The following is a 21177-nucleotide window of genomic DNA, read 5'->3' on the forward strand; positions in this document are numbered from 1 at the left end:
AGATTATCCTTCACCGCCGAGCAGCACACCAGGTGGGTACAGTTTGACGCTTACCAAAAATCACCCCCCGCACTACCGCAGAGCCGTGTTAAGCACCAACGCCCGAACGATGTGCAACTCGTTGGAGAAATGGTCAGCTTGCGACGCCAACTGCTCCTGAGCGTGCTCCAGCGAGGGGTACGGGGGACGCCGCCTTGGGTCGTCTCGGTCCCACTGCTCACAGTGGAACCAGCCCACAACGTAGAGCCCATGACACCCGGGGTTGTCCGCCAGATAACGGTCAACAAGTTGCGTGCGCATCGCATTTCTCAGCTCCCGGTGCCAGGACCCCTTGACCTCAATGATGGCGCTGATGACGTCATAGCTGTCTCTGTTGGGCTTCCTGATCACCGCGTCTACGTGAATATCCGTACGTTCCCCACAGCACTGAACCCGGCGAACTGCAGTCCGACATCGAGCGGTACGGCTCCCTCCTTGCCGCCTGCCGGGAACTGGAAGAGCGGGAAAGGAAGCTGGAAGCTTCCGTCCGCGCGCTTGAGGGGAAGCGGGGTGAAGTGGAAGGGACGGTGGCCGCCCTGAGGGATTCTGCCCTGTCGACCATCGCGAAGTTGAAAGATCAAAGCCTGGCTGAGTTGCAAGCGGCGGGTAATGGAATGCGGGAGAAGATTGACGCCTATGGGGAAGCCTGCCGACTGTCGGAGGTCCTGCGCCGCGACCTCCCCCTGGCGGCGGCGCTGCACGGGATGGGAGCCCCCGAATTGGCCGCGGAGGTGCCGCCTGCAACAGTGCTGCTCGTCCTGGACAGGGTGAGGAGGTGGTCGGATGCGACGGGGGCCAACCCCAGGGCCAGGCCTCCGGAGCCGATCACGGGCGGCAACTGGCTCCACGCCGGGTGGGAGTTGGGCCTGCGGGAGCTTGTCCTGTGGGTGGCGGCGGCGCTGCTGCCGCTATGTCAAGAGGGCAAAGGCACTTCGTCTTGACGGCGCAAAAGACCGGCGCAGGGTCATCGGATGGTACTCGGCGCAAATCATACGAGTAGCCTCATCAAGGCGATTGTCTCTTACCGCAAGGGGAACACGTCCTTTCGTAGTCTGCACCCTCAGTTGAGCCGCACCTGTCCGGCGCCAGCGTCACCGCCCTTCGGCCCTGATCTGAATCGGGCCGGCAGAATGGGATCCAGCTACGGCCGTACCGGTACACCGGGGAAACGGGGGGCTTGATGTCCTCACAAAGTCGTAAGGGAGCAGAGGAGAACAGAACTCATGGACAGAACGTAAGTGGGAGGGGAATCGCGATGCATTACCTGGTTCCACACCTCCGTCGTCTCAACCGCAAGGAGCGGTTCTTCCTGGTCGGCCTCGCCTTGGACAACAAGGAGTTCCGGCTTGGGAATGACTTCCGCCAGAAGCTGTCCCAATGCTGGGCTTGTTCATCCCCGAGGACGCATTCGTGGCGATGGACTACCACCTCGATTGGCTCTTCGCCGCCATCCATCTGGCAGCTACGTCCGGTGCGCCTGGCCCCCATCCCCGCGATTCCCGACTCATCACCGGCACACAAGAAGACATTGATCTCCTTGTGGCCTTCGACACTGACCGAGAGTCCCACGTCATCATGCTGGAGGCCAAGGGCGTTACCGCCTATTCCAACCGTCAGTTCCAGTCCAAGGTGGCGAGACTCTCGGCAGTGTTCGCGGCTCCGCAGGCTGAGCGGGTGGTCCCGCACCTCGTGCTTGTGTCACCCGTGATGCCCCGGTGTCTTCGGTACGAGGGCTGCCCAGCGTGGATCTTTGGCGAGGATGGCCGGCTTGCTTGGCTACAACTGCCGGTGCCATCCGACATGCAGAAGATAGTGCGGTGTACGGAAAGCGGAGCACCGAACAGCCAAGGCAAGTACTCGATAGTGAAGCGAGAGCGCAACCTCCCGTTTTCAGGCTCGCGGTAACGTCCGCGCCTCTGCAAGGGCCTGGGGTAAGCAGGGAAACCGCGCTGGACCCACACGCTTTTCCCAAGCAAGCGACCTTCCCGCTCCCGGTCACGGTGGTTTTGGCCTCAGGTTAGCTCGCGGGAGAGAAGGGATGTTCCGCAACGGTTGTCCTCAGAGGTTACTGGTCGGTCACGGCGCCCCCCAAGTAGGCAGCTTTCAAGCTGGCCTGCCTGGTCAGTTCGTCGGCCTGTGTGTTGCCCAGATCTCAGCATGTCCCCTGGTTCGTTAGAAGTCTCGGGAGGGAGCGACCGGCAGCGGGTCGGGGGATGGTTGTGGTCGGCAATCTAGGGGTCATGGCGTGTAAAGGTGGAAAACCTGTGCCGCGTGAGCATAGCCTGCGGGGCCAAGCGATTCTGGCGAGAAGCGGGGAGTTGAACGGAGGGTTAGAAGGAGGTAGGCATTGAGGTGAAAGGCGGGCTGGAGGCGATGCATTGTTGCGATGGGGGCTGGGTGGCGCGGTGGTTGGAACGGCGTAGGCGGGGGGTGGCGGACAATGGCGGCGGGGAAGAGCATCGATAAGCTGCTGAAGCTGGTCGAGTCTTACCATCAGGAAGCTCTGAAGTGTGCGGAAGCGGGAGCCGGTTCGACATTTTCCACTGATTGTCCTCCTCTGCCATGATGCGGCACCCGCGGCTTTCGACCATCCCTCCGACTGCAGTGTCATATCCGGTACGTTTCCGCCGTGACGGTGCTTCACAAACACATCCCAATCGTGGGCTCAACAGGAGACCCGCATCCCTTCCTCCAATTAGTGTGCCGGCCTGTCAACCGGCCCTTAGCGACAACCACAATGAGGGGAGGATTCCGTCTTGACTACCAAGTGTCAACTTGAGGTAAGGCTGACGCTGCCCAACGGCCTAACTGTTGCTGCCGAAAGTCTTGGGCCAGATGAACGAGTCGCTTTCATCGAGTTCGCCATGCACTTGGCCGCCCCCACCTTGGCGCAAGTATTTGTGCCCCGCTCCATGAGGGATGAACCGGCAAGAACGCAGACATCGTCGGGAGATAGGTTGCGCGATGAACTGCCTCCTGCTCTCACCGTCAAAGAAACGGCAAATCTGCTCCGAGTTAGCACTTCTGCAGTCTACGAGATGTGCCGCAGGTGGGAAGGTAAGTTCTTCCCCTGTATTAGGATAGGACGGAAGATAATCATCCCTCGAGATCAACTCATCGAGTGGATTAATGCCGGTGGAATTGAAGGGTATCAAAGAAGGGTTCAAGAGGCTGACCGGGAGTACGAGAGCCAACAAGGAAGAAAGCGGTACAGTACGCGCGCGAGACCCGGCACCGTCAAGCTATAACCGTCCAAGTTAGGGCTCGTGCTTGAACCGTGGCCGGTCCCCTCCAGTAAAAACCGGCGTTAACGGCGCTTCTCTGCCTCATTCAGATGTCTCGGGGAAGGTCACCGAGCACTTCCTGTTCATAGGCCCTCACGTCTAAGGCTTCGGTCAACTCAACTATGAGCTTTGCCTTCCAGACGTACCCAAGCTCCAGTGATTCTCTATATCGAATGCCTAGCCTTTGCGGCGCCTCACCCACGTCTATTTCCTCCAGAAACCTGTTCTCTTCACGCACTTGTTGGCTGGCGTATACTCCCAAGAATCGACGTGCTCCCCCGACGGTAGTTGAACCATCTTCCGCTTCGTACACACCGTACGCAATGGCAAACACTGGAGACCCTGACATGCCCGGGAAAGCCGAAACGTCTACCAGGAACACAGGCTTACCGAGAAAGTCGAAGTCCGGCTCGGTCGCAACGTTACCAGTCTTGTAAATCGGCAACATGTTTACAGAGTCGTAGAAGCCATAGGGGTAACCAACGAGAGTAATCTCTGATGCGGGGCGGACTTTCAGGCTGTTCTGGGTCCACTCTTTGTCCAAGCACCATACCCTTGATACCCTTGCGTTCGCGCACAACTTTGGTGGGAGAGGGATCACGGCAAGATCGGCTTCTGGATAGGAAGGACTTGTTAGGAACACAGGCTTTCCTGAACCGGTGTACAGAGGAACCCGAATGGTTACGGCATTCTTGGGCTCAGTCCCCGAGTTGTGAAGCTGGATGGTGATCGAATCTCCCTTGTGTGGCTTATTGTCCGTAGGGGCGCATCCAGTGAGGACATGGTAGTTGGTTACCAAGAACAACAGCTTACTTTCAACTGCCCAATAGAAGCCAGTTCCCAGGGAAACCGGTTCATCACCGTTCAAGAGAACCACAGGCGTTGTTAGCAGAGAGATAACGTCCGCAGGCACTTCCCGGCGCACTCCCTTCCGCAGGAATTGAGGAGCCCAGTTGCAGTACACTGAACGCACACGTGCAACTCCAAGACAATTCCGCTGTAGTCCAGACGCACGGGACGGTCCGACTCAGTCACTGCAGCTTCTCCATGATCTCTTGGGACTGCTTCGCTCTTGCGGCACTTCTTTCCTGCCGCTGCCGCCCGCACGAATCCTGGACCACTTTGCTGCAGCACACCTGGGGGTACTGTGTCTGCACCTGGTCGGTGGAAGGGGACATGTCCAGACCCTCACGGGGTGGGGGGCAGGGTTAGCGGCCGACCGTGCGCATGTCGGCGAAGAACATTGGGAATGCTTGCCGTGTGACCTTGGTGGTGATCAACGGAGGCGCTCCCCTTGGGGGGATGCCCGATACACTTCGGGCAATCCCGTGACGAAACCTCGTGTCACTGGCCGGTTAGTGGTTTGCGGAGCCGGAGCCAGCAAGGGGTCGGAGCACCAGCGGACGTCGAAGCGGCGGCGAGTAGCGGATTCTTCGTAGGCGGTCTACAGGGGGTGGACGGTTGCGGTCCCGGGCTCGGATGTCAGTGGGGGTATCCCTGTTGCCCGCGCGTGCTGATTCCAGTTCCTTCGGCGTCTGGATGGAGATGACGGGCCTGTCCAACTCGTAGCGCCCGCGCATGGCTTTTCTTGTTCTCCATGGGGACACCCCCGGCTCGAGCCTGGAGCAGGAGCTAGTAGCGGCGCAGGCCAAACCCACCTTACTGTAAACGCGCGCAGGCCAATCCGAACGTCCGAGATTGGCTGTGGAACGGGCCGCCACAATCAATTATCCTGGGCAAAAACGGGGGGATGAAGGACGCGTAGCCTATCCCCCCCCTGGAACCGGCCCCGTGCCGTCACCATCCGTCAGTCCGCCTCAGTCGCAATCCGAAATGCCCCTCTGGTGCTGGAGAGGCGAGCCACAGTGTGTCGCAGGTAATCGCCGGCAGATGGTCCGGGAGTCCTCTGGGTATCTCCGGGCGTTCGACCGGGTCTTTATGCTCCGGAGCACTTCGGAATATCGCCTCAGGCGAGGCGCAGGATGCGGACCCCTGGGCAGGGTCTAGTCATGAAACGTCTGGCGTCGATCAGCAAGCGCCTGCCCCGCCCGGGAGGAGGTTTGGGCTGGAAAGCGGTCATCTTCACATGCCATGCCATCGCCACAGTTAGGGGACATCATCAAACATTTTCTTACCGGTCTCACTGATCGGGGTCGCATTCAATAGTGATACCGATACTGCGGCTCACTTCCTCCAGATCGGTAGCTAGCTTCACATAGCTTGCTCCGAGTCGATGCTCAATCGGAGTTCTACGGACAGACCTCCCAACAGAAATCGTCAGGGACCTCGACGCGCGGGTGACTGCTACATACAAACGCCTTACGCCGTCAGCAGGCTTAACATCGGCGAATGCTTCATCGTGGGCACCCGCAAGGAAAACATGCTCGGCTTCCAGGCCCTTGGCTTGATGTATCGTCCTTACGGGTATCCTTTGTGAATCGGGAGAAGCATCTTGAGGATCGGTTGCCATGGTGCGCAGCAGTTCCTCCAGGTTCTCCAACATCGTACGGCCTGTTGGTGATAAAGAAGCGTGCAACATAGCGTTCACTGCAGTGAAATCCGACTTGGCCTTTCCGCTAACTGTGAACCACTCTTCCGCTATTGCCACGGAGTCGCCCGGTTCCTCGAGCTGTTGGAGGCGTGCAATCGCCTCTTCCGTCGCTTCAAACCACCGCCGCACCTCCTCGTCCGAGTCGATGCGTGCCCTGAGTGCGGAGAGAAGCGAATGTTTTCCGGCCGTGAAAACCTGGCGCATACGGGGAGGCCGGAAGCCACCAAGTTGCATAAGCGTTCTCCAGGCGAGAAGGTCATTCTTGTCCAAAGCGACCCGCGCTAACGCATAGATGGTACGGAAGGGCATCGAATCAGCGATTTTCGCACCGGACCGCGGGTCATAGTAGTTGTCTTGTCCGGCATGCCTGTTCAGCAGGTTAACGTAGACGTCCACATCCCGCGCCACTACGACCATGATCTGGCTTGGCGCAACGCCTTGCTGAAGGAGATTTGACACCTCACGGTGAAGCCACTTCGCTTCCGCTTGAACGCTCTTGTGTATGGTAATTCGGATGGTGCCCGTGTGGGGGGAGTCTGGGTGAGGACTGAGCTTGGGCCTATCCTCCAGACCTTGGACTGGAGGTATGCGCTGTGCAATGGACTCTGCAAACTCGCAAATCAGTCTGGGGCAGCGATACGAAGTTGAGAGGTACCATGGTCGTGCTACCCCGTATAGTCGGCAGAAATTGTTCAGTCCTCTTGGATCAGCGTCCCTGAAGCCATTGATGGATTGCCGGTCATCCCCACACACGAAAACCGCAGTGCAATGAACTTCGCTAATACGTTTCAGCAAGGCAAGCTCGCAAGGTGTCAAATCCTGGTACTCGTCTACCAAGATAACTCGGGGTGGGTGTTTGAGCCTCCCGCCTTGTTCCAACGACCGCAAAAGATCATACGCAAGCTCGTCGAAAAGTCGGAAGCCAAGGAAGCCTCGGAGAAACAACCAGGCGCGGCGAAGAATCTGCTCCTCAACGCTAAGTTGCGGCGGCTGTTCCTGTCCTTCCCGAAATCCAGCACCCAACCGTCGGAGGAAATCGGCCGCAGCCTTTAAGCCTACCTTGACGTCTTCCTGCGCGGCCACCAGGCAAAGATCCCGCCTTATCAACTCGTCCTGTTCCCATTCGTCAGCAATTCTACGGTTTGCCGACTCGCCAATGGCGTTGAGATGGTACAAGGCGAAGCTATGCACCGTCGAGGCCTTGAGTTCCGGGATCTTGGTTTGCAGATGACGGGTAGTGGAGTTGGTAAACGTGAGTAGGGCTATTTGCTCCGGTAAAACGCCGCACTGACCTACCAACCACCGGGCACGCTTAGCGAGTTTAGTCGTCTTGCCTGTACCAGGCCCAGCAACAACAACAGCGTGCTGCTCCGGGGGCAAGGCGACACAATCTTCCAGTTGGGGCGGATTTCTCCCCCCCAGGCAACCACCGCACCTGAACCGCATTTGCCTCCCCCTTCCGGGTGGGAGCAAGCTGTTGTGTGGATATCGTAGCACCCGCGGAGTCCGTGTGGGGTTCGTTCAGTCGCTCCCGCCGCACCCATGTCCCCCACTCGCACCGAGAAGTGCATGATCGTAAGCCAACCGCAGGGCTGTGCGCAAAGCCTGGGATGTTAGTGACGGTCGGTCTATGGTCAGTCGCTCCCCGCTCAACGTTGCATACTCCGCCCACAACTCCAGTGCATCCGCTGCGTCCTCAATTCCAAATGCCACCCCATCGTAGTTCGGCGGGTAGCCCCCCTAGACGGCTGGCTTGACCACCCAGCCGAGTCCATGTTCGTACCAAACGTGCGTATCCGCTGGCGAACGAAACACTTCCTTGGGAAGGGGGACTGCCGCGAACGGATTGAAGAGAATGGTCGCCCACATTGGTCGTTCCTCCGACATATCATCGTCCGGGTAGCGCAGTTCTCCAGTGTTCACCAGGACGGCACTCACATGCCTGTGGACTTGGTCGGTAAGCACCCGCGAACCACCGTGGGCAAGCTGAAGGTCTTCGATTTTCCCTTCTTCGGGCCTGTACCATCCCCTGAACTCAAGTTGGCCGAATAACCCGATCAGCGCCCTCGCGTCCAAGGGCAGTCGAACTTGCCGCCAGTTGTCGAGGACTACCACCATCGCGATACCATAGATTGAGTACGGCTTGAGCTGTCTGGCTGCCTCATGCACCCGCTCGTTAACCCGCTTCTGAAGCGCACCCGGGTCTACCACCCCAACCCGCTGCCCCAAGTCGATGGCTCGGTCCAGTACCGATGGCTCGCGAAACGACTTCAGCTCAGCCAGGAAGCTACAGTGGGGCGTGCGGACATAGAAATCGGGCTTCTTCCCGGTGACGCAGAGCACCTCATATATGCGGTCCTCTTTGCACCATGTATACCCGCGTTGTTGCAACAACCATTCAAACCTGCGGATCGACACCTCATCGCTCCTGTCCGCGCCCACCACCAGCACCCCCGCGCCTAGTCACAGCGCCTGTTCTTGCCCAGTGGCATCCGGTGCTAGTAGAAAACGATGGGCCAACTTTGCTGATGCTCGGTCCCCGTCTTGTCCTCCCAACATGTTCGTACCCGCAAGTTGCGTTCTGTTTCCGATGTAGAGAGCGTTAGGACGCGCACCCGAACACTCGCCGGCAGAACCTCCAGCGGGAACGGATCTTGAAGAACATGCGGCACGTTGGTCTCAGGGCTTTCAAGACACCACTCCCACCTCACGTGATAGACATCCAGGTCTCCATCGTTCCGGAACACCAGGTATTCCCTCCGGAGGGTTCTCAACCGTCCTCGGCTGTCAGTCTCCTGGTACGGCTCCACCTCAACCTGGGCAACCACGCGACCTGGGCGTCCCATCACTAGCCCGAACTCCTCAGCAAACCCCGGCGAAGCAGCGAAGAGTTCTCCAATCTGACGTCGGGTAAGTCTCGAATTGCCTTTGGGCGTGCGACCCCAGGCAGTCCCGTGCACGAAGTGCGGAGCACGGTCACTCTTGGGAACCACGACCACGAGGAAGCCCTCCTGCCCGCTGGCACAGATCGTCCTCACCTCGGTGAGTTCGACCGGGCCATCCAATGCGCTTCTGGCAACGAGGTTCACTCGATTACCTGCACCTGAGAGTGGAAATGGCGTCAAGCGGCTTGCACGGGTGGCCTTGTCTTCTTCTACTCCGTAAATGATGACGCCACCTTCCGAGTTGGCCATGGCACACAGGACGACTGCGAGGTCATCGTTCTTCTGGGATTCGGGTAGTTGGCGCTTGAACTCGAGCTGCATCCCCTCCTCCAGGCGCTGTTCCACTATGCCCTGGAGATCACCCAGACTCTGGGGAACAAACATAGTCTCTTCCCTCGCTTCCTGAGCCCAGCAATAATCAGACTATCCCTTTTCCTTACCAGAACGGCTGCACCCGGCCCTAGCCCCTGCAGTTCCCGTCAACCCTGCGAAGCGCCTGTCACTCGGCTTTACAGCGCACTCTTTCCTCCCTCAACCTCGCATACTCCGCCCACAACTCCAGCGCATCGGCCGCGTCCTCAACCCGCTCCGCCGCCCGCCTCAGTTCGGCCGCCAACTCGCGCGCCTCACGAGAGGTCATGGATTCGCGTACCCCTTTGAGCATCTCGGTGGTGCGCTGCAGTTCTGGTATTACCGCGAGAGCACGGTCAATAAGTTCGTCGCTCACCCGACACGTCTCCCGTGCACCAAGCAACAGTCCCAGCCTTTACTGCCTCATGTGCGTGCTCAACAACCGCTAACGTTCTCCGGATGCCCCGATACGCGCACCGCCACCGCTAGAAGTCCCGGTCAGCCCTCCTTGGGGGGAGCCGCTGGGCATGTTGGGGCGGATCGCTCACTCGACTTGCTCCTCCAACACCTGCGCCCCGATCTGTTGCAACGTCTCTCTCACCTTCTGCTGCAACGTCGACACCTTGATGCCGCCGGACTCGCAGCGAGCCTCGACCAGCACCTCCACTTGCAGGTTGGCCCCATCGCTGCGTAGCGGCAGGACGACTTCCCGGACGAAATCGGCGAGTTTGTCCCATGGGACCTTCGCCCGCAAGTGGACACCTGACACAGCAACGCCCGGAGGCGTGGTGGACGGCACCGTAATTGCACCCGCCGACCCTTCCTTCCTCACCGAGGGGCTCCCGTTGCTGACCTCGACTGAAGCAACCTCTCTAGCTTCGGTCCGCTTGGCGGCCTCGGCCACTTCCTTGCGTAGTAGCACCGCACCGGAGCCAAGCGTCGAGTCGGCCACCGGTTCGTTGAAGTAAACGCGCTCCCCAACCCGCACGCCGAACACACCGCCGGCTACCCCCTGTGCCACAGCACTGGCGACCACTGCCTCACTCTCCAGCCTCGGCAGATGCCTAGACCAGAAGGCTCGATCGTCGCACTGATGCCGAAGCCTGCACTGAGCAAGCAATGATCCCGGTGATACCTCCTCATCTCAAATCATGCATCGCCCTGCTCGCACTCCGAATCGCGCACGGGCCACCGGTCGTGTTCCTCCAGCAGCCACTTCAAAACATTGTAGAGATTCTCATGGCGTCGCTTCGACCCAGGATTGTTGTTAACCGTAGTGTGAAATCCCTGTATCCCAGGGGCAGTAATATGGATCGAATTGTCGGATTCCTGATACCAAACGTCAACAGTGAAGCGGATATACTTAGTGCCTCCTGGACCAACCTGGACTCCAGCCATGGGCTTCCGTTCTCCTTCCCTCGCCAAGATCGCTGACCAACCTTTCCCGACTGCGGATCTCCAAGGACCTGATTTGGCTTCTTTTGTGCTGCCTGACGATGCAGTCGATGCCCTGATCGTCCACCAGCGTCTGGTACACGTCAAATCCGCGCCGCAGAAGTTCGCCTATCGCAACGAACTCCTGCCGTTTGCCGAAAGACGCCGTGGTTTTGCGGCCACCCTCGTAATCCCTCGCTCGAGCCACCACAAGTCTTAGCGTGTTACCTGGGGAACCCTGGTCGCCCAGGAGCGCTTATCCAGTAGGCTACCAACCCCATTGCTATGTGACGGGTTCGCTACCTGGCGCGATTATCCTCCTCCGCCACCGCGTGGCAGCCCCGCCATCAGCCGCGCGTCCCTCAAACCATGGCAAAGGGACCATGCGGCCAGGCTTACGCACCCTGCTGCCCGACCGCATGGCTCAGGGAGGAAGGATGATGGGACTGCTAACTCAACAGCTTCAGCACGGCCTGGGGGGCTAGGTTGGCCTGGGCCAGCATTGCCGTGCCCGCCTGCTGCAGGATCTGAAACTTTGTGTAGTTCATCATCTGGGCGGCCATGTCAACGTCCCGGATGCGGGAGTTGGCTGGGTTCCTTCGCCCAATGCGTATTCTACGCATACATTACCCGCAGGCGGTTAGTCCGGCCCGGTCCTGTCCTGCTGCTGCGGAAGGAGGTCTTGAGAGTGCCGGAGAAGCATCTGTTCGGTTCGGCTGCGGGTTGGGTGGGCACCCGTTGGCCTGCTGGGGCAGACCTGCAGGGCTGGCTGCTGAGCTTCCGGGGAGGTGGAGAGGAGCAGATGGGTGGTAAGCGTCAAATAGCGCCCACCTCCGAGAACGCCCGAGGTGAACATCACCAGAAGCAGGGCAGGCCGCCCTTGACCTGATGGTTGCCGCGCTGGCGCAAGACAGTCAGTTTCGTCTGCCGATCCGGCAAGCATCAGGCAGCGAGTCCGACCAGGGCAGCAACTCGTCCAGGTCACCGCCGCCCAGGTTGGGAAGCCTCTCGAAGAGGTGGCGGAAATATTCGAAGGGAATCAATCCGTTCTCCTTGGCCGTCTCCACGATGCTGTACACAATGGCGCTGGCTCTCGCCCCGCGCGGGGTGTTGCAGAACAGCCAGCCCTTCCGGCCGATCACAAAGGGCTTCAGAGAGCGCTCGCTGCGGTTGTTGTCGAGCTCCAGGCGCCCGTCAAGCAGGAACCCCTGGAGCTTGCCCCACTGGCTCTGGCAGTACCTGATGGCCTGGCCAAGCAGGCTTTTGGGGAGGACCCTGGGCGACTGGGTCCTGAGCCAGGCCGAGAAGGCATCCAGCACGGGACGGCTCCTCTCCAGCCGGGCTCTGTACCGCTCCTCCGGGTCTGCCTCCCTGAGGTCGCGCTCGATGGCAAAGAGCTGGTTGCAGAAGTCCAGCCCCTCCTGGGCGGCCACCGGTGGGGAGCGCTTGTCAGGAGGCAACACCTTGAGGGCCTCGTCGAACTTGCGGCGCACATGAGCCCAGCAGCCCACCAGGGTGACGCCCGGCAGTCCGTCGTAACCGGCGTAACCGTCGACCTGCAGGTAGCCCTTGAACCCGGCGAGAAACCGCTCGGGGTGCTTGCTCGCCCGGGTGGTCCTGTAGTCGAAAAGGACGATGGGCGGGGGTTCCCTCCCGGTGCGGTACAGCCACATGTAGGACTGGGTCTGGGCCGCGCGGCCATCTTCGTGGAGCACCTGCACTGTCGTCTCGTCGGCCTGCAGGATGTCCCGCTGCAAGAGGTGCTCGTGCAGGCGGTCGTACAGGGGTGAGAGCCACCTGTCCGCCGCGTAGATCACCCAGTTGGCCATGGTCTGGCGGGAAAGCTCCACCCCCAGGCGCGCAAGCTGCTCTTCCTGGCGGTAAAGGGGAAGGCCGTCGACGTACTTACTGTTCATCACGTAGGCAACGGCCGAGGGCGAGGCCAGACCGCCCGGGATCACCGGAGATGGCGCCGGGGCCGTGACCATCGGGGTATTTGTCTCTTCACGCTCGCAGCGGCGGCAGGAGTAGACGTAACGCACGTGCCTGAGCACTTTAGCCTGGGCCGGGATGATCTTCAGTTCCTCGTGCACCTCGGTGCTCATCTCGTGCATGGGACCCCCGCACTGGGGGCAGACCTGCTCCTCGGGGGGCAGGCGGTACTCAATCGTCTCCACGGGCAGGTCTCCGAGCACCGCCTCACGGTGCCCTTTCTGCTTGCGACGCCGGTAGGTGATGGTCTCCAGGGTCGACTCCGGCTCGTCGGGCCGGACCTCTTTCTCCGCCTCATTGAAAAAAGAAGGCTGTTCGGGAACACTCCGTTCGCTGGAGGCCCCGAACTGGCGGCGCTTGATCAGTTTGAGTTGCTCCATGAGCCATTGAACCTTGGCGGTCAGCTCGGCGTTCTCTTGTTCGAGCAGAGCGCAGCGTTGCCTTAGCTCTTCTACGGTCATGGCGGCGGATAAGCTGTCCATATTTGTTTGGTTCTACATCTAGCGCCGAATTCCTCCTGATTTGGCCACAATATGCAGGGGCTGACCGGGTTTCTCCTCACACGATCGTCCTCGCTTTGACCTCGGGGTGCGCCTTGGGCTGCCTCAAGGACAGCCCGTCGAGCAGCCAGCGCAGCTGCCGGTAATCGACCGCCACGGGGATCTTGTCCCCTGTCCTCTGGGGCCACTGGAACTTGCCCCGCTCCAGCCGGCGGTAGTACAGCCAGAACCCGTTGCGGTCCCACCTCAGGATCTTTACCTTATCCCTCTGCCGGTTGCAGAAGACAAAGAGGCTGCTTGAGAAAGGATCAAGGTCGAAGCCTTGCCGCACCAGGGCTGCTAACCCATCAATGGATTTGCGCAGGTCGGTGGGGCCGCAGGCAAGGTAAACCCGGTCGACGGAAGCCTCGCTCAGCATATGGCGCGAAGTACCCGGACCACCCCGGAGAGCAGTTCGGGATCGAACCCGGCTCTGACCTCAATGGTGGCCTCACCTATGCGGATGAGCAGTCTTGCGCTGTCTTGTTCCTCGGGAGCCGGGCCGGTCAGCGTGGCCTGCAGCCACATTGGAGCCATGGTCTCCTTGCCGGCTTTCTCCTGGCATCTCTCCCGGCACCGGCGCAGGTGGTACCACAACCGGCCTGGCTTGATGCCGTTGGCGGCGCACCACTCCCTCACGCTCTGTCCGCTCGCCCGGTACTCTGCGATGCGGGTTTCCCATTCTCGCCGCAGTTTCTGCCGCGCACCACTCGCCATCACGGACCCTCCCCGAATTGATGAACTTCGGGGAGATTATCCTTCACCGCCGAGCAGCACACCAGGTGGGTACAGTTTGACGCTTACGATGGGTGAATACGTATATGCCTGCACAAGGCCGGAAGGTGTGCCGCCGCACGCGCACCCCGACTGCCGGAGGTGTAAGGTCGCCCGGTGCGGCTACTCGCTCTGCTTCGAGTTCAACGAGGGGTGGGAAGAGCAGGGCGGGATCTGCGGCTGGGAGCACTGCATCGAGAACATGCCCTACCCCGGTTCGGGGGCCAGGTGCCCAGTGTTCGGGCATGACTGCCCAGGCGGGGCCGGCGCAGTCTCGAGTTGCGAAGCGGCCAAGAAGCGGGTGGGTTTGGCGCGAGCAAGGCTTGGCTCACTGCAGCGACATCAAGATGCAGCGCGGGAGATTTTCTGCGACCGGGCGGTGACGCTCGGCCACTTCGGGGTGCCGCTTGGAATTGGAGCTATGCCTAGGATTACCAACCACAGTCCCGGTGCGCCCAAGGAACACTTGGAGCTCCCCGTCATGTACCTGCTCACTCGCGAGGCCATTCCCTCCTACCTCGGCCGATGCAGGGTCAAAGTGGGAGAGCTTAGTTCGGGGTGTAGGCGGCTATCTGCAACCAGGGCGCACAGTCTGGACAAGACACAGTTCCCACACACCGGATTGCGATCTTTGCAAACCAAGGCAGCAAAGTCCAAGAGCCCCCAATTGAACTCTCTAGCCCGTTCTTTGTCGAGCACCTTCTCCGCGAACCCCCACATGGCCCTAGCTGGACCCTTGTCAGCACGCACGGGTAAAGCGAACACCCTCTTATAGACTCGCATTACATTTCGGTCCACGACTGGTACGGGGCGTTGGTACGCAAAGCATAACACAGCGTTGGCCGTGTAATTCCCCACTCCAGGTAAGCTTTTCAGCTTTGTTACGTCATCGGGAACTGTACTGTGGAATTGCTCCACTAAGGCAGAACCGAGCCCCTTCAAAACTCGGGCGCGGTACAGAAACCCCAATGGCCGGAGAATTTCAACTATGTTTTCTTCGCAGGCTTTTGCCAAGCGCGCGGGGTTCGGGTAACAATCCAAGAGTTTTGTGAATACTGGGACAACTTTCCCAGCATACGTCCGGTGAAGAAGGATCTCGGCGACTAGGATCGCGTAGGGGTCATCCGTCTGACGCCAAGGGAAGGTCCTACCGTTTGCTCGGTACCAACCGATCAAAGCGTTGCGTAGTCCATCATAACGTGCGTTACCCAAGGGCACTACCAACCTTGCCGATCCTCCGTAGTGTCTAGCCTGTATGGCCAATTAAACGGCCAAAAATCAGCTTGAATTGAGGCGTCAGGTCACCAGAGACGATCGCCAGATCTTCAGCCGTCAGCGAATCTTCAGATACGGGGGCCGTGCCCCCCGGATACACCAATGTGAACTTCGGATGCTGATGCTCCGGCCATAAGCCTTCGTAATCGCGCAGATAGCCCAGAGCTTTGTATATGCTGTCGCTCCCATACCTCGAAGTTGGATCCGTGTTCTTCGCTTCAACTATGACTTTGACTTCGTTACTCCGCCCATCGGTCAATCTCACCGACACATCGGGGCGCCTCGGGGCTCCGGAAAGCCCACGGAACAATTCCGTTATGCGAATGTAGAACGACCCGCCCCCTTCGAAACCCAAGGCCACGGACGGAGCTTTGTCGTAGTAGACCTCGGCTCTCCACACGGGACCTTCGTACACAGCCACCGCGGCAGGGCCATCGCTCCTGACCAGTCCGAACTTAACATTTCCGCGCTCTTGGAGGACCATTTCCTCCAGCGCTTCCAAGATCGAGACCAGCACAAACAATTGAAAGAGGCTGTCCGTGTCTTCCTCCATCTTTGGCGCCAACCACCCCCGCGCCAAGACATCTTTCAGGACGTCCACATCTCGGAGGAGTACCGCAGATTCGAATTCGGCCCACAACTGGGAAACCTTGGCGTAAACGCGGTGCTTGCTTCTGCGCGCCCGCGCTAACATCCGGGCGGTGACTCGTGGCACCAACGAGATGTCCCGGAGAAAAACCGACCCGAGAAGCTCGTTCGCGACCCGGAAAACTTCCACGACCTTCCGAGCGGTAGATGTCTTGGACCCGGCTTCTACGGGGGGCTTACAGTCCACTAGCGCTTGCAGGTACTTTTTGAGCAACCTGTTCTCCGGTGTGTCTGGCGTTTTTGAAGACTCTTCGGCAATGTAGACAGTAGGATCCGCCCTCGCCCTCTGGATCTTAAGGGTTCTTTCCCAGAGAACTCTGCCGCGAGCCACAGCTTTCCTAACAGTGATTTGCGACTTGCGTTCCCTTGTGAGGCTGGACAGGGAGTCCTTCAAGATGTCCACAACGAACTCGTGCGCCCCGTGCGCTTGGACGATGTGGTATACGCGAGCTAGCCAATCCAAATCCCCTTCGGACAATGTGAGAGCCTCTAAAAAGCGGCCAACCGCCTTCCGTGCTTCCAGAGGATCGTTCCTCCACTCGGCGTCTATCCTTGCATACAAGTATCGCTTGACCTGTTGGTTCCAGTACTCTGGATTGGGGCAGAATTGTCCGCTCATAGTTCGCCTTCGGCGCCCGTCCACTTCTTGAGGCTGGCGTCGAGCCGTTCAAACCATTCATCCGCCCTGGGTATACCAATGGCCTCGCACAACTTGTCCCGAAGCAAGTTGTGTTTTCTTCGGTACCCTTCGAACTGTGGGAACAAAAACATTTCCAACGACTGGAGGAGCAGCGTCTTGGGTGTTGTTCCTGCGATGTTGCCGCGGCTTAGTCTGGTTTTGAGGTGTTTGGAGATCGACAGTGGGATTGCGGCTCCCACGGGAATTCCCGCCGCGAACAGGCCGGTGCTGTCATCGGCGAAAACACGCTTTAGTCTTTCCCCTAGTTCATTCCACAACTCCTGTGCCTCTGCGGGGACATCTCCGCGGTTGCTGTCGAAGAATCTGTCGAGGATCGCTGCCATGGTTCCGGCTGGGGGAACCGGGACCTCCACGAAAGCAAAACGCCTCATGAACGCGTACGACAATTGGTAGAGAGTGGCTTTGTCCGCCGTGTTCATTGTCGCGATGATTCTCCAATCGTCTGGGACATCGTACACTCGGAAATCGTTGTCATCGTAAGAGTTGTCACGCTCGATGCGGAGAACGACCTGCCGTAGTTTCCCCCCACAATCCCCCGCGTTGTCGTTCGGTTCGCAAACCTTGTGAGAAAGTACCACGTCTTTCCCGGCCAGCAATGTGAAGAGTTCTCCGAATGCCTTGTCCACGTCAGCCCTGTTGATCTCGTCTATGACAACCCACGCGTTCTTGGCTATGGCACCGGTGACAATGCCCTCTGAGAAATTAAGGCGGCGGGGATCGCCCAGGTCGGGCATGTACCCGCCCAACACTTCGAATGTCGTCCAGTCGGAGGTGGCAGTGCAGACTACGAAGTCGGAGCCTTTGCAGTGTCTTGCTATCGCGATGGCTAGTGTTGTCTTCCCTGTTCCGGGCGCTCCAGTCAGGATCAGATGCTGTCCACTCTCGAGCGCGGACAAGGCGTTTGCTACAACGTCAAGTGGGATTTCGAGTTCAGCATTGACTTCTCCCGGGTCAGGCCATGTAAACTCGGACGATGGCACTTGCTCGAGTGGTACTTCCATTGGTTCGTCTTTGACCATGTTATCGAAGGCCAATGGCGGCGAATCGGAGAGTAAGCCAAGTTCGTCCCAACCGTGTTCGTGCGCAGATGAATGCTCCACGAGGTAACCCGCAACACTTTCGGTGAACAAAGTTTCTAGGGCGCGGCGGATCCCTTCGTGAAAGGGGGATTCGCGGAAGCGCGACAGATCCGTTGTCTTGAGAGTAAATACGATCAACGGAAAGAGATCCCCGCCGCACCCCCTGTCGTGGAAAAACCTCGCCAGATTGTCTCTCCATCGCACGTGCTTTCGCGCTCCCCAGAAATCGCCTCCCGCTTCTAAGCCGAATTCAAGTAAGGGACGAGGTCGCTTGGGGTAGTCGCGTCGGCGCCCAGCCTCTCGTGCTTCTTTCAGGGGCCTTGTCAGCACATTTGAACTAAATTTTCGTTTGACTTCATCCACGCTCAGTCGCGAGGCGAAGCCCAACTCGTGAACGGTGAATTCTTGAGGGCCTGTGCCGAGGGTCATGAGAGATGCGTAATTATTGGCAAGCAATCGGCGAGCTTCTTGCCCAGGCGCGAGGTTTACTAATTCAATGTTTAGTTGTTTTTGGACCATGTCGAGAGCCAAGAAGCAACCCAAACCGGTGGTGTGTTCTATACCCATTTTGGGGGCCGGCCTGCGCAGCCTCAGTTTCGGGTACTCTCTGTGAAAGGTTTCCGACGAGAAGTACACGTTCATCACCCAACCAATTCAAACGTTTGTTGGACAAAGCATTCTGTGGTCGCGACTGGTCGTCCATCGAAGCCTATTTCCGGGTCCGTAGGTTTAATGGGCCGACCCCTCAACCTCGAGTATTCGATACAAGGGATGAACTGATCCGGCTCCGCCCCAGCGAGCACTTCTTTACAGCGCTCGGCGAAGGCGCGAGCCAGCTTCGGAGGTACCGCGTTCCCGATCATTTGGTAGATTGCCTTCGTAGATCTCGCAACGAACACGAAGTCGTCCGGAAACGACTGGATGCGAGCGATTTCCCGCGCGGAGAGCACTCGGTTCGCCGTGGGATGCCAAACGCCTGCGTTCTCAGGTTTGAATGCAGCCGTTATGGTCCCCGCGATCTCGTCTCGGTGAAAACGGCGGTAAAACTTGGGCCACCTGTATTTGCGCATGTTGTTTCTGATACGCTTCAACCTATCGGGTAAGAGTTCATACGGTATGTCCTTCCAGGACCCGCCTTCAGGAACCAGGCTGCCCAAGTACAACGCTTGAGGATTAAGCTTAAGGATGTCTCCTTGATTTGCGGTGGACGGCGGGACATCCAGTATCGTTTTCAACCGCAAATCTACGCCCTCGATGGGGCGGGGAAATCTAAAACCACGTGGGGCAACTGATTTAGAGACCGCCATGATGATGACCCTGAGCCGATGTTGCGGTACAGCGTAGTCGGCGGCGTCTACTAGTTTGAAGTGAACCTCGTAGCTCATTTCTGCCAAAGCTTCGCAAATTTCCTCGATTAATCTCCCTCTCCTTCCTTGAACTGTAAGAAAGCCTCTGACGTTCTCGAAAAGAACTATCTTCGGGCGCAGGTGGCAGACATACTCTAAACAGATCTCGTACAATGTCCCGCGGCTGTCCTGTAAACCTCGGCGGTTTCCGGCGTTCGAAAACGGCTGGCAAGGAAACCCCGCGGTTAACACATCTAACTCCGGCACTGTGGGAATCTCAAGATCTCGAACGTCCCCTTCGATAATCTCCCCGAGATTGTGTCTGTACGTTGCACAGGCATCGGGGTCAATATCGTTCGCCCACACGATCCGGAAACCAGCTTGGACAAAACCGAGATCCATCCCGCCACAGCCGCTAAACATGCTCAGCACAGTTGGACGACCGACACTGTCCGCCATCGCGCTTCCCTCCACGAGCTTCCGGCAAATTGCGCTATTCTACATCGAAAACGAACTAGACTACCATTTTCGCTCACCGGGCTAAGCCACCGACCTGCCCGTACGAACTGTGCCCGATAGTCCTACCGCGTCTTCTATTTCGCGGGCAACCGGCGCTAAACCAATCAACCAGACCATCTGCCCGTATCCTGCGATGTTGACTGCCGCAAGAGGATTGTCGGTTAGCATAAGTACCTCTGTGCCAGCAACCACAAAGGCCCCGGAGGCGATAACGCTGTCCGTGACGTTCTCGCGCAAGTATTTCAAACACATCTTGAGCTTACGCGCCGAGAGTCCTGCGTCCAGCAACTGCTTCGCAACGCGCAGTTGTACGAGGTCTAAGAAAGAGTAAACGCGAGGTGTCCCCCGCCCCCGGGGGCGGACGAGGCTGGGCGTGAACAAACCTGTCTTGTCCCAGTAAGCCAGTTGCCTTCGAGTAAGACCGGTGAGCCTTGCCGCTTGTCCAGTTGGGAATCCACAAACCGCTCGGGATCTTGCTTCGCCCACCTTGTCCTCACCTCTACACCGATGTTCAACATACAGCCCGAGAATCCTCCTAGCTGTTCGAGCAGGCCCCGTCCGCGCCCTGCTAACCCCCTGCAACCTTCAACGTTTTTCTAGATCCATCGGCGCTCAACGGGTCTCGGATGGTCTGTTGTGCTTCCCCCAATTCTTTGGGATCCCGCCTGGCTCTCGTCCTTCAACGCCTCTCAGCCCGCAAACCTGGAGCCTATGAGGCTATCTGCATCCGTGTCTCCCGCTCCCGGAAGAGAACCCAGGTTGGCTGGTGCTGCTGGTTTGCAAGGATTGCGGACCAGCGGACTAGGAACCCCAGCGGATTGCAAACCACCTGCAAACCGTACACACGTGAACTGGAGTACAATTCCTTAGACTCAACGAATCTACATAGACTGTTCTAGACTCCCACTTCCCGGCAGTGCACCACCCGAGCCCCTGGGCCGCAAGGATTCCCGCCACTCCGGGCGTGCCCCGTTGCCAAACTCGTAGCTTGGCAGCCCACCCAGCCCAAGCCCCCAACCGCTCGTTAGAGTCAAAACGTGGCCTCCATGTATCCTGGCACCTGCTCTGCCCATCATTCCGGCTCAGGAATCCAGCAAGGCGTACGAGGCTCGCTCTTTGCACATCAATTCTTGTCCTGGAAACGACTCACCCTGGGAGGCGGCACGGGCGCGGCGAAGACTCTCTGGTGTGCACTGGGCCGGGCCGGTGTTTGCTGTGCGAGGCGGCCAAGCGACGGTGGCCAGTCGAAGGGTGGACCCTCATCGCTCCCGCGCTGCAAGAGCTCTGGCCTGCGTTCTACGACTGATGCCCGCCTACGCTGGAAATCAACGCCTGCCTGCCCGATGGTTCCGCCGAGAATGCATCCTCCCCCGTCAGAGACAGGTACCACGTGGCTCGTCAAGTACCTTCTTGACACATTCCGTTGCGCCATGGTACAAGAAGACCGAAAGGAGGCTGGGAGTTGGAGGAGCTGCTGACTTTCCGGGAGGCCCAGAAGCTGCTCAAGGTGAGCCGGTCCACCATGTACCGGCTGATCCGGTCGGGGCTCCTCCCCGTGGCCCGCCTGGGTCCGCGCAGCCCCAGGTTCCGGAAGGAGGACCTGGAGGCCATGCTGCGGGCCAGCATGGAGGGAGAGCGGGGATGAGGAGCAATGCCTACGTGGGCCGGCGGTGGCCCGAGGGCGTGGTCGTCTACGTTGAG

General features: G+C 59.0%; 17 protein-coding genes and 1 pseudogene. 5 read left to right on the plus strand and 13 right to left on the minus strand.

Annotated elements, in window-relative coordinates; genetic code table 11:
* Positions 1–554 precede the first annotated feature (554 nt).
* From QME70_09495 to QME70_09505, 3 genes are all read left to right on the plus strand, one after another.
* Positions 555–980, plus strand: coding sequence for a hypothetical protein (locus QME70_09495; GenBank protein MDI6894821.1), 426 nt, complete (start codon positions 555–557; stop codon positions 978–980).
* 436 nt (positions 981–1416) lie between these two features.
* Complete coding sequence (locus QME70_09500) at positions 1417–1944, plus strand: hypothetical protein (GenBank protein MDI6894822.1); 528 nt, start codon at positions 1417–1419, stop codon at positions 1942–1944.
* 851 nt (positions 1945–2795) lie between these two features.
* Positions 2796–3287 (plus strand): helix-turn-helix domain-containing protein, encoded by a 492-nt coding sequence (locus tag QME70_09505; protein ID MDI6894823.1) that lies wholly within the window; start codon positions 2796–2798, stop codon positions 3285–3287.
* 82 nt (positions 3288–3369) lie between these two features.
* Here QME70_09505 and QME70_09510 read toward each other — a convergent pair whose 3' ends face one another.
* The 7 genes and pseudogenes from QME70_09510 to QME70_09540 form a co-directional block, all read right to left on the minus strand.
* Complete coding sequence (locus QME70_09510; GenBank protein MDI6894824.1) at positions 3370–4296, minus strand: serine protease; 927 nt, start codon at positions 4294–4296, stop codon at positions 3370–3372.
* A gap of 1167 nt (positions 4297–5463) precedes the next feature.
* The gene (locus tag QME70_09515; protein ID MDI6894825.1) at positions 5464–7254 is read right to left on the minus strand and encodes an ATP-dependent helicase; all 1791 of its coding nucleotides are present in this window, start codon (positions 7252–7254) and stop codon (positions 5464–5466) included.
* 360 nt (positions 7255–7614) lie between these two features.
* The gene (locus QME70_09520) at positions 7615–8316 is read right to left on the minus strand and encodes a hypothetical protein (GenBank protein MDI6894826.1); all 702 of its coding nucleotides are present in this window, start codon (positions 8314–8316) and stop codon (positions 7615–7617) included.
* Between the two features lie 56 nt (positions 8317–8372).
* On the minus strand, positions 8373–9140 hold the full coding sequence (locus tag QME70_09525; GenBank protein MDI6894827.1) for an ATP-binding protein: 768 nt from the start codon (positions 9138–9140) through the stop codon (positions 8373–8375).
* A gap of 178 nt (positions 9141–9318) precedes the next feature.
* A complete protein-coding gene (locus QME70_09530) occupies positions 9319–9546 on the minus strand; it encodes a hypothetical protein (protein MDI6894828.1) in 228 nt (75 codons plus the stop codon).
* Between the two features lie 168 nt (positions 9547–9714).
* The gene (locus QME70_09535) at positions 9715–10167 is read right to left on the minus strand and encodes a hypothetical protein (protein MDI6894829.1); all 453 of its coding nucleotides are present in this window, start codon (positions 10165–10167) and stop codon (positions 9715–9717) included.
* Positions 10168–11053: 886 nt separating this feature from the next.
* Positions 11054–11194: pseudogene (locus QME70_09540) on the minus strand (flagellin).
* Between the two features lie 98 nt (positions 11195–11292).
* Here QME70_09540 and QME70_09545 point away from each other — a divergent pair.
* On the plus strand, positions 11293–11493 hold the full coding sequence (locus tag QME70_09545; protein MDI6894830.1) for a hypothetical protein: 201 nt from the start codon (positions 11293–11295) through the stop codon (positions 11491–11493).
* A gap of 25 nt (positions 11494–11518) precedes the next feature.
* On the opposite strand, the gene QME70_09550 is transcribed toward QME70_09545, so the two are convergent.
* The 6 genes from QME70_09550 to QME70_09575 form a co-directional block, all read right to left on the minus strand.
* Positions 11519–13078 (minus strand): IS66 family transposase, encoded by a 1560-nt coding sequence (locus tag QME70_09550; protein MDI6894831.1) that lies wholly within the window; start codon positions 13076–13078, stop codon positions 11519–11521.
* Positions 13079–13154: 76 nt separating this feature from the next.
* Positions 13155–13514, minus strand: a complete 360-nt coding sequence (tnpB, locus tag QME70_09555) for an IS66 family insertion sequence element accessory protein TnpB (protein ID MDI6894832.1) — start codon at positions 13512–13514, stop codon at positions 13155–13157.
* The gene (locus tag QME70_09560) at positions 13508–13852 is read right to left on the minus strand and encodes a helix-turn-helix domain-containing protein (protein MDI6894833.1); all 345 of its coding nucleotides are present in this window, start codon (positions 13850–13852) and stop codon (positions 13508–13510) included. The genes tnpB and QME70_09560 overlap by 7 nt, the downstream gene beginning before the upstream one ends.
* Positions 13853–15155: 1303 nt before the next feature.
* The gene (locus tag QME70_09565; protein MDI6894834.1) at positions 15156–16451 is read right to left on the minus strand and encodes a hypothetical protein; all 1296 of its coding nucleotides are present in this window, start codon (positions 16449–16451) and stop codon (positions 15156–15158) included.
* A complete protein-coding gene (locus tag QME70_09570) occupies positions 16448–17749 on the minus strand; it encodes a MoxR family ATPase (protein MDI6894835.1) in 1302 nt (433 codons plus the stop codon). Before QME70_09570 ends, QME70_09565 begins: the two co-directional genes overlap by 4 nt.
* Positions 17750–18252: 503 nt before the next feature.
* Positions 18253–19416 (minus strand): DNA cytosine methyltransferase, encoded by a 1164-nt coding sequence (locus QME70_09575; GenBank protein MDI6894836.1) that lies wholly within the window; start codon positions 19414–19416, stop codon positions 18253–18255.
* Positions 19417–20938: 1522 nt separating this feature from the next.
* Here QME70_09575 and QME70_09580 point away from each other — a divergent pair.
* Positions 20939–21121 (plus strand): helix-turn-helix domain-containing protein, encoded by a 183-nt coding sequence (locus tag QME70_09580; GenBank protein ID MDI6894837.1) that lies wholly within the window; start codon positions 20939–20941, stop codon positions 21119–21121.
* Positions 21122–21177: the final 56 nt, after the last annotated feature.

The sequence above is a fragment of the Bacillota bacterium genome (assembly GCA_030019365.1).
Classification (GTDB): domain Bacteria; phylum Bacillota; class Sulfobacillia; order JACIYH01; family JACIYH01; genus JACIYH01.

What these genes read in the sequence shown, in the direction of transcription:
- QME70_09500 (MDI6894822.1), top strand. Translation starts at nt 1,417, where the DNA reads ATGCTGGGCTTGTTCATCCCCGAGGACGCATTCGTGGCGATGGACTAC.
- QME70_09525 (MDI6894827.1), bottom strand. Translation starts at nt 9,140, where the DNA reads ATGCAGCTCGAGTTCAAGCGCCAACTACCCGAATCCCAGAAGAACGAT.
- QME70_09550 (MDI6894831.1), bottom strand. Translation starts at nt 13,078, where the DNA reads ATGGACAGCTTATCCGCCGCCATGACCGTAGAAGAGCTAAGGCAACGC.
- tnpB (MDI6894832.1), bottom strand. Translation starts at nt 13,514, where the DNA reads ATGCTGAGCGAGGCTTCCGTCGACCGGGTTTACCTTGCCTGCGGCCCC.
- QME70_09560 (MDI6894833.1), bottom strand. Translation starts at nt 13,852, where the DNA reads ATGGCGAGTGGTGCGCGGCAGAAACTGCGGCGAGAATGGGAAACCCGC.
- QME70_09565 (MDI6894834.1), bottom strand. Translation starts at nt 16,451, where the DNA reads ATGAGCGGACAATTCTGCCCCAATCCAGAGTACTGGAACCAACAGGTC.
- QME70_09575 (MDI6894836.1), bottom strand. Translation starts at nt 19,416, where the DNA reads ATGGCGGACAGTGTCGGTCGTCCAACTGTGCTGAGCATGTTTAGCGGC.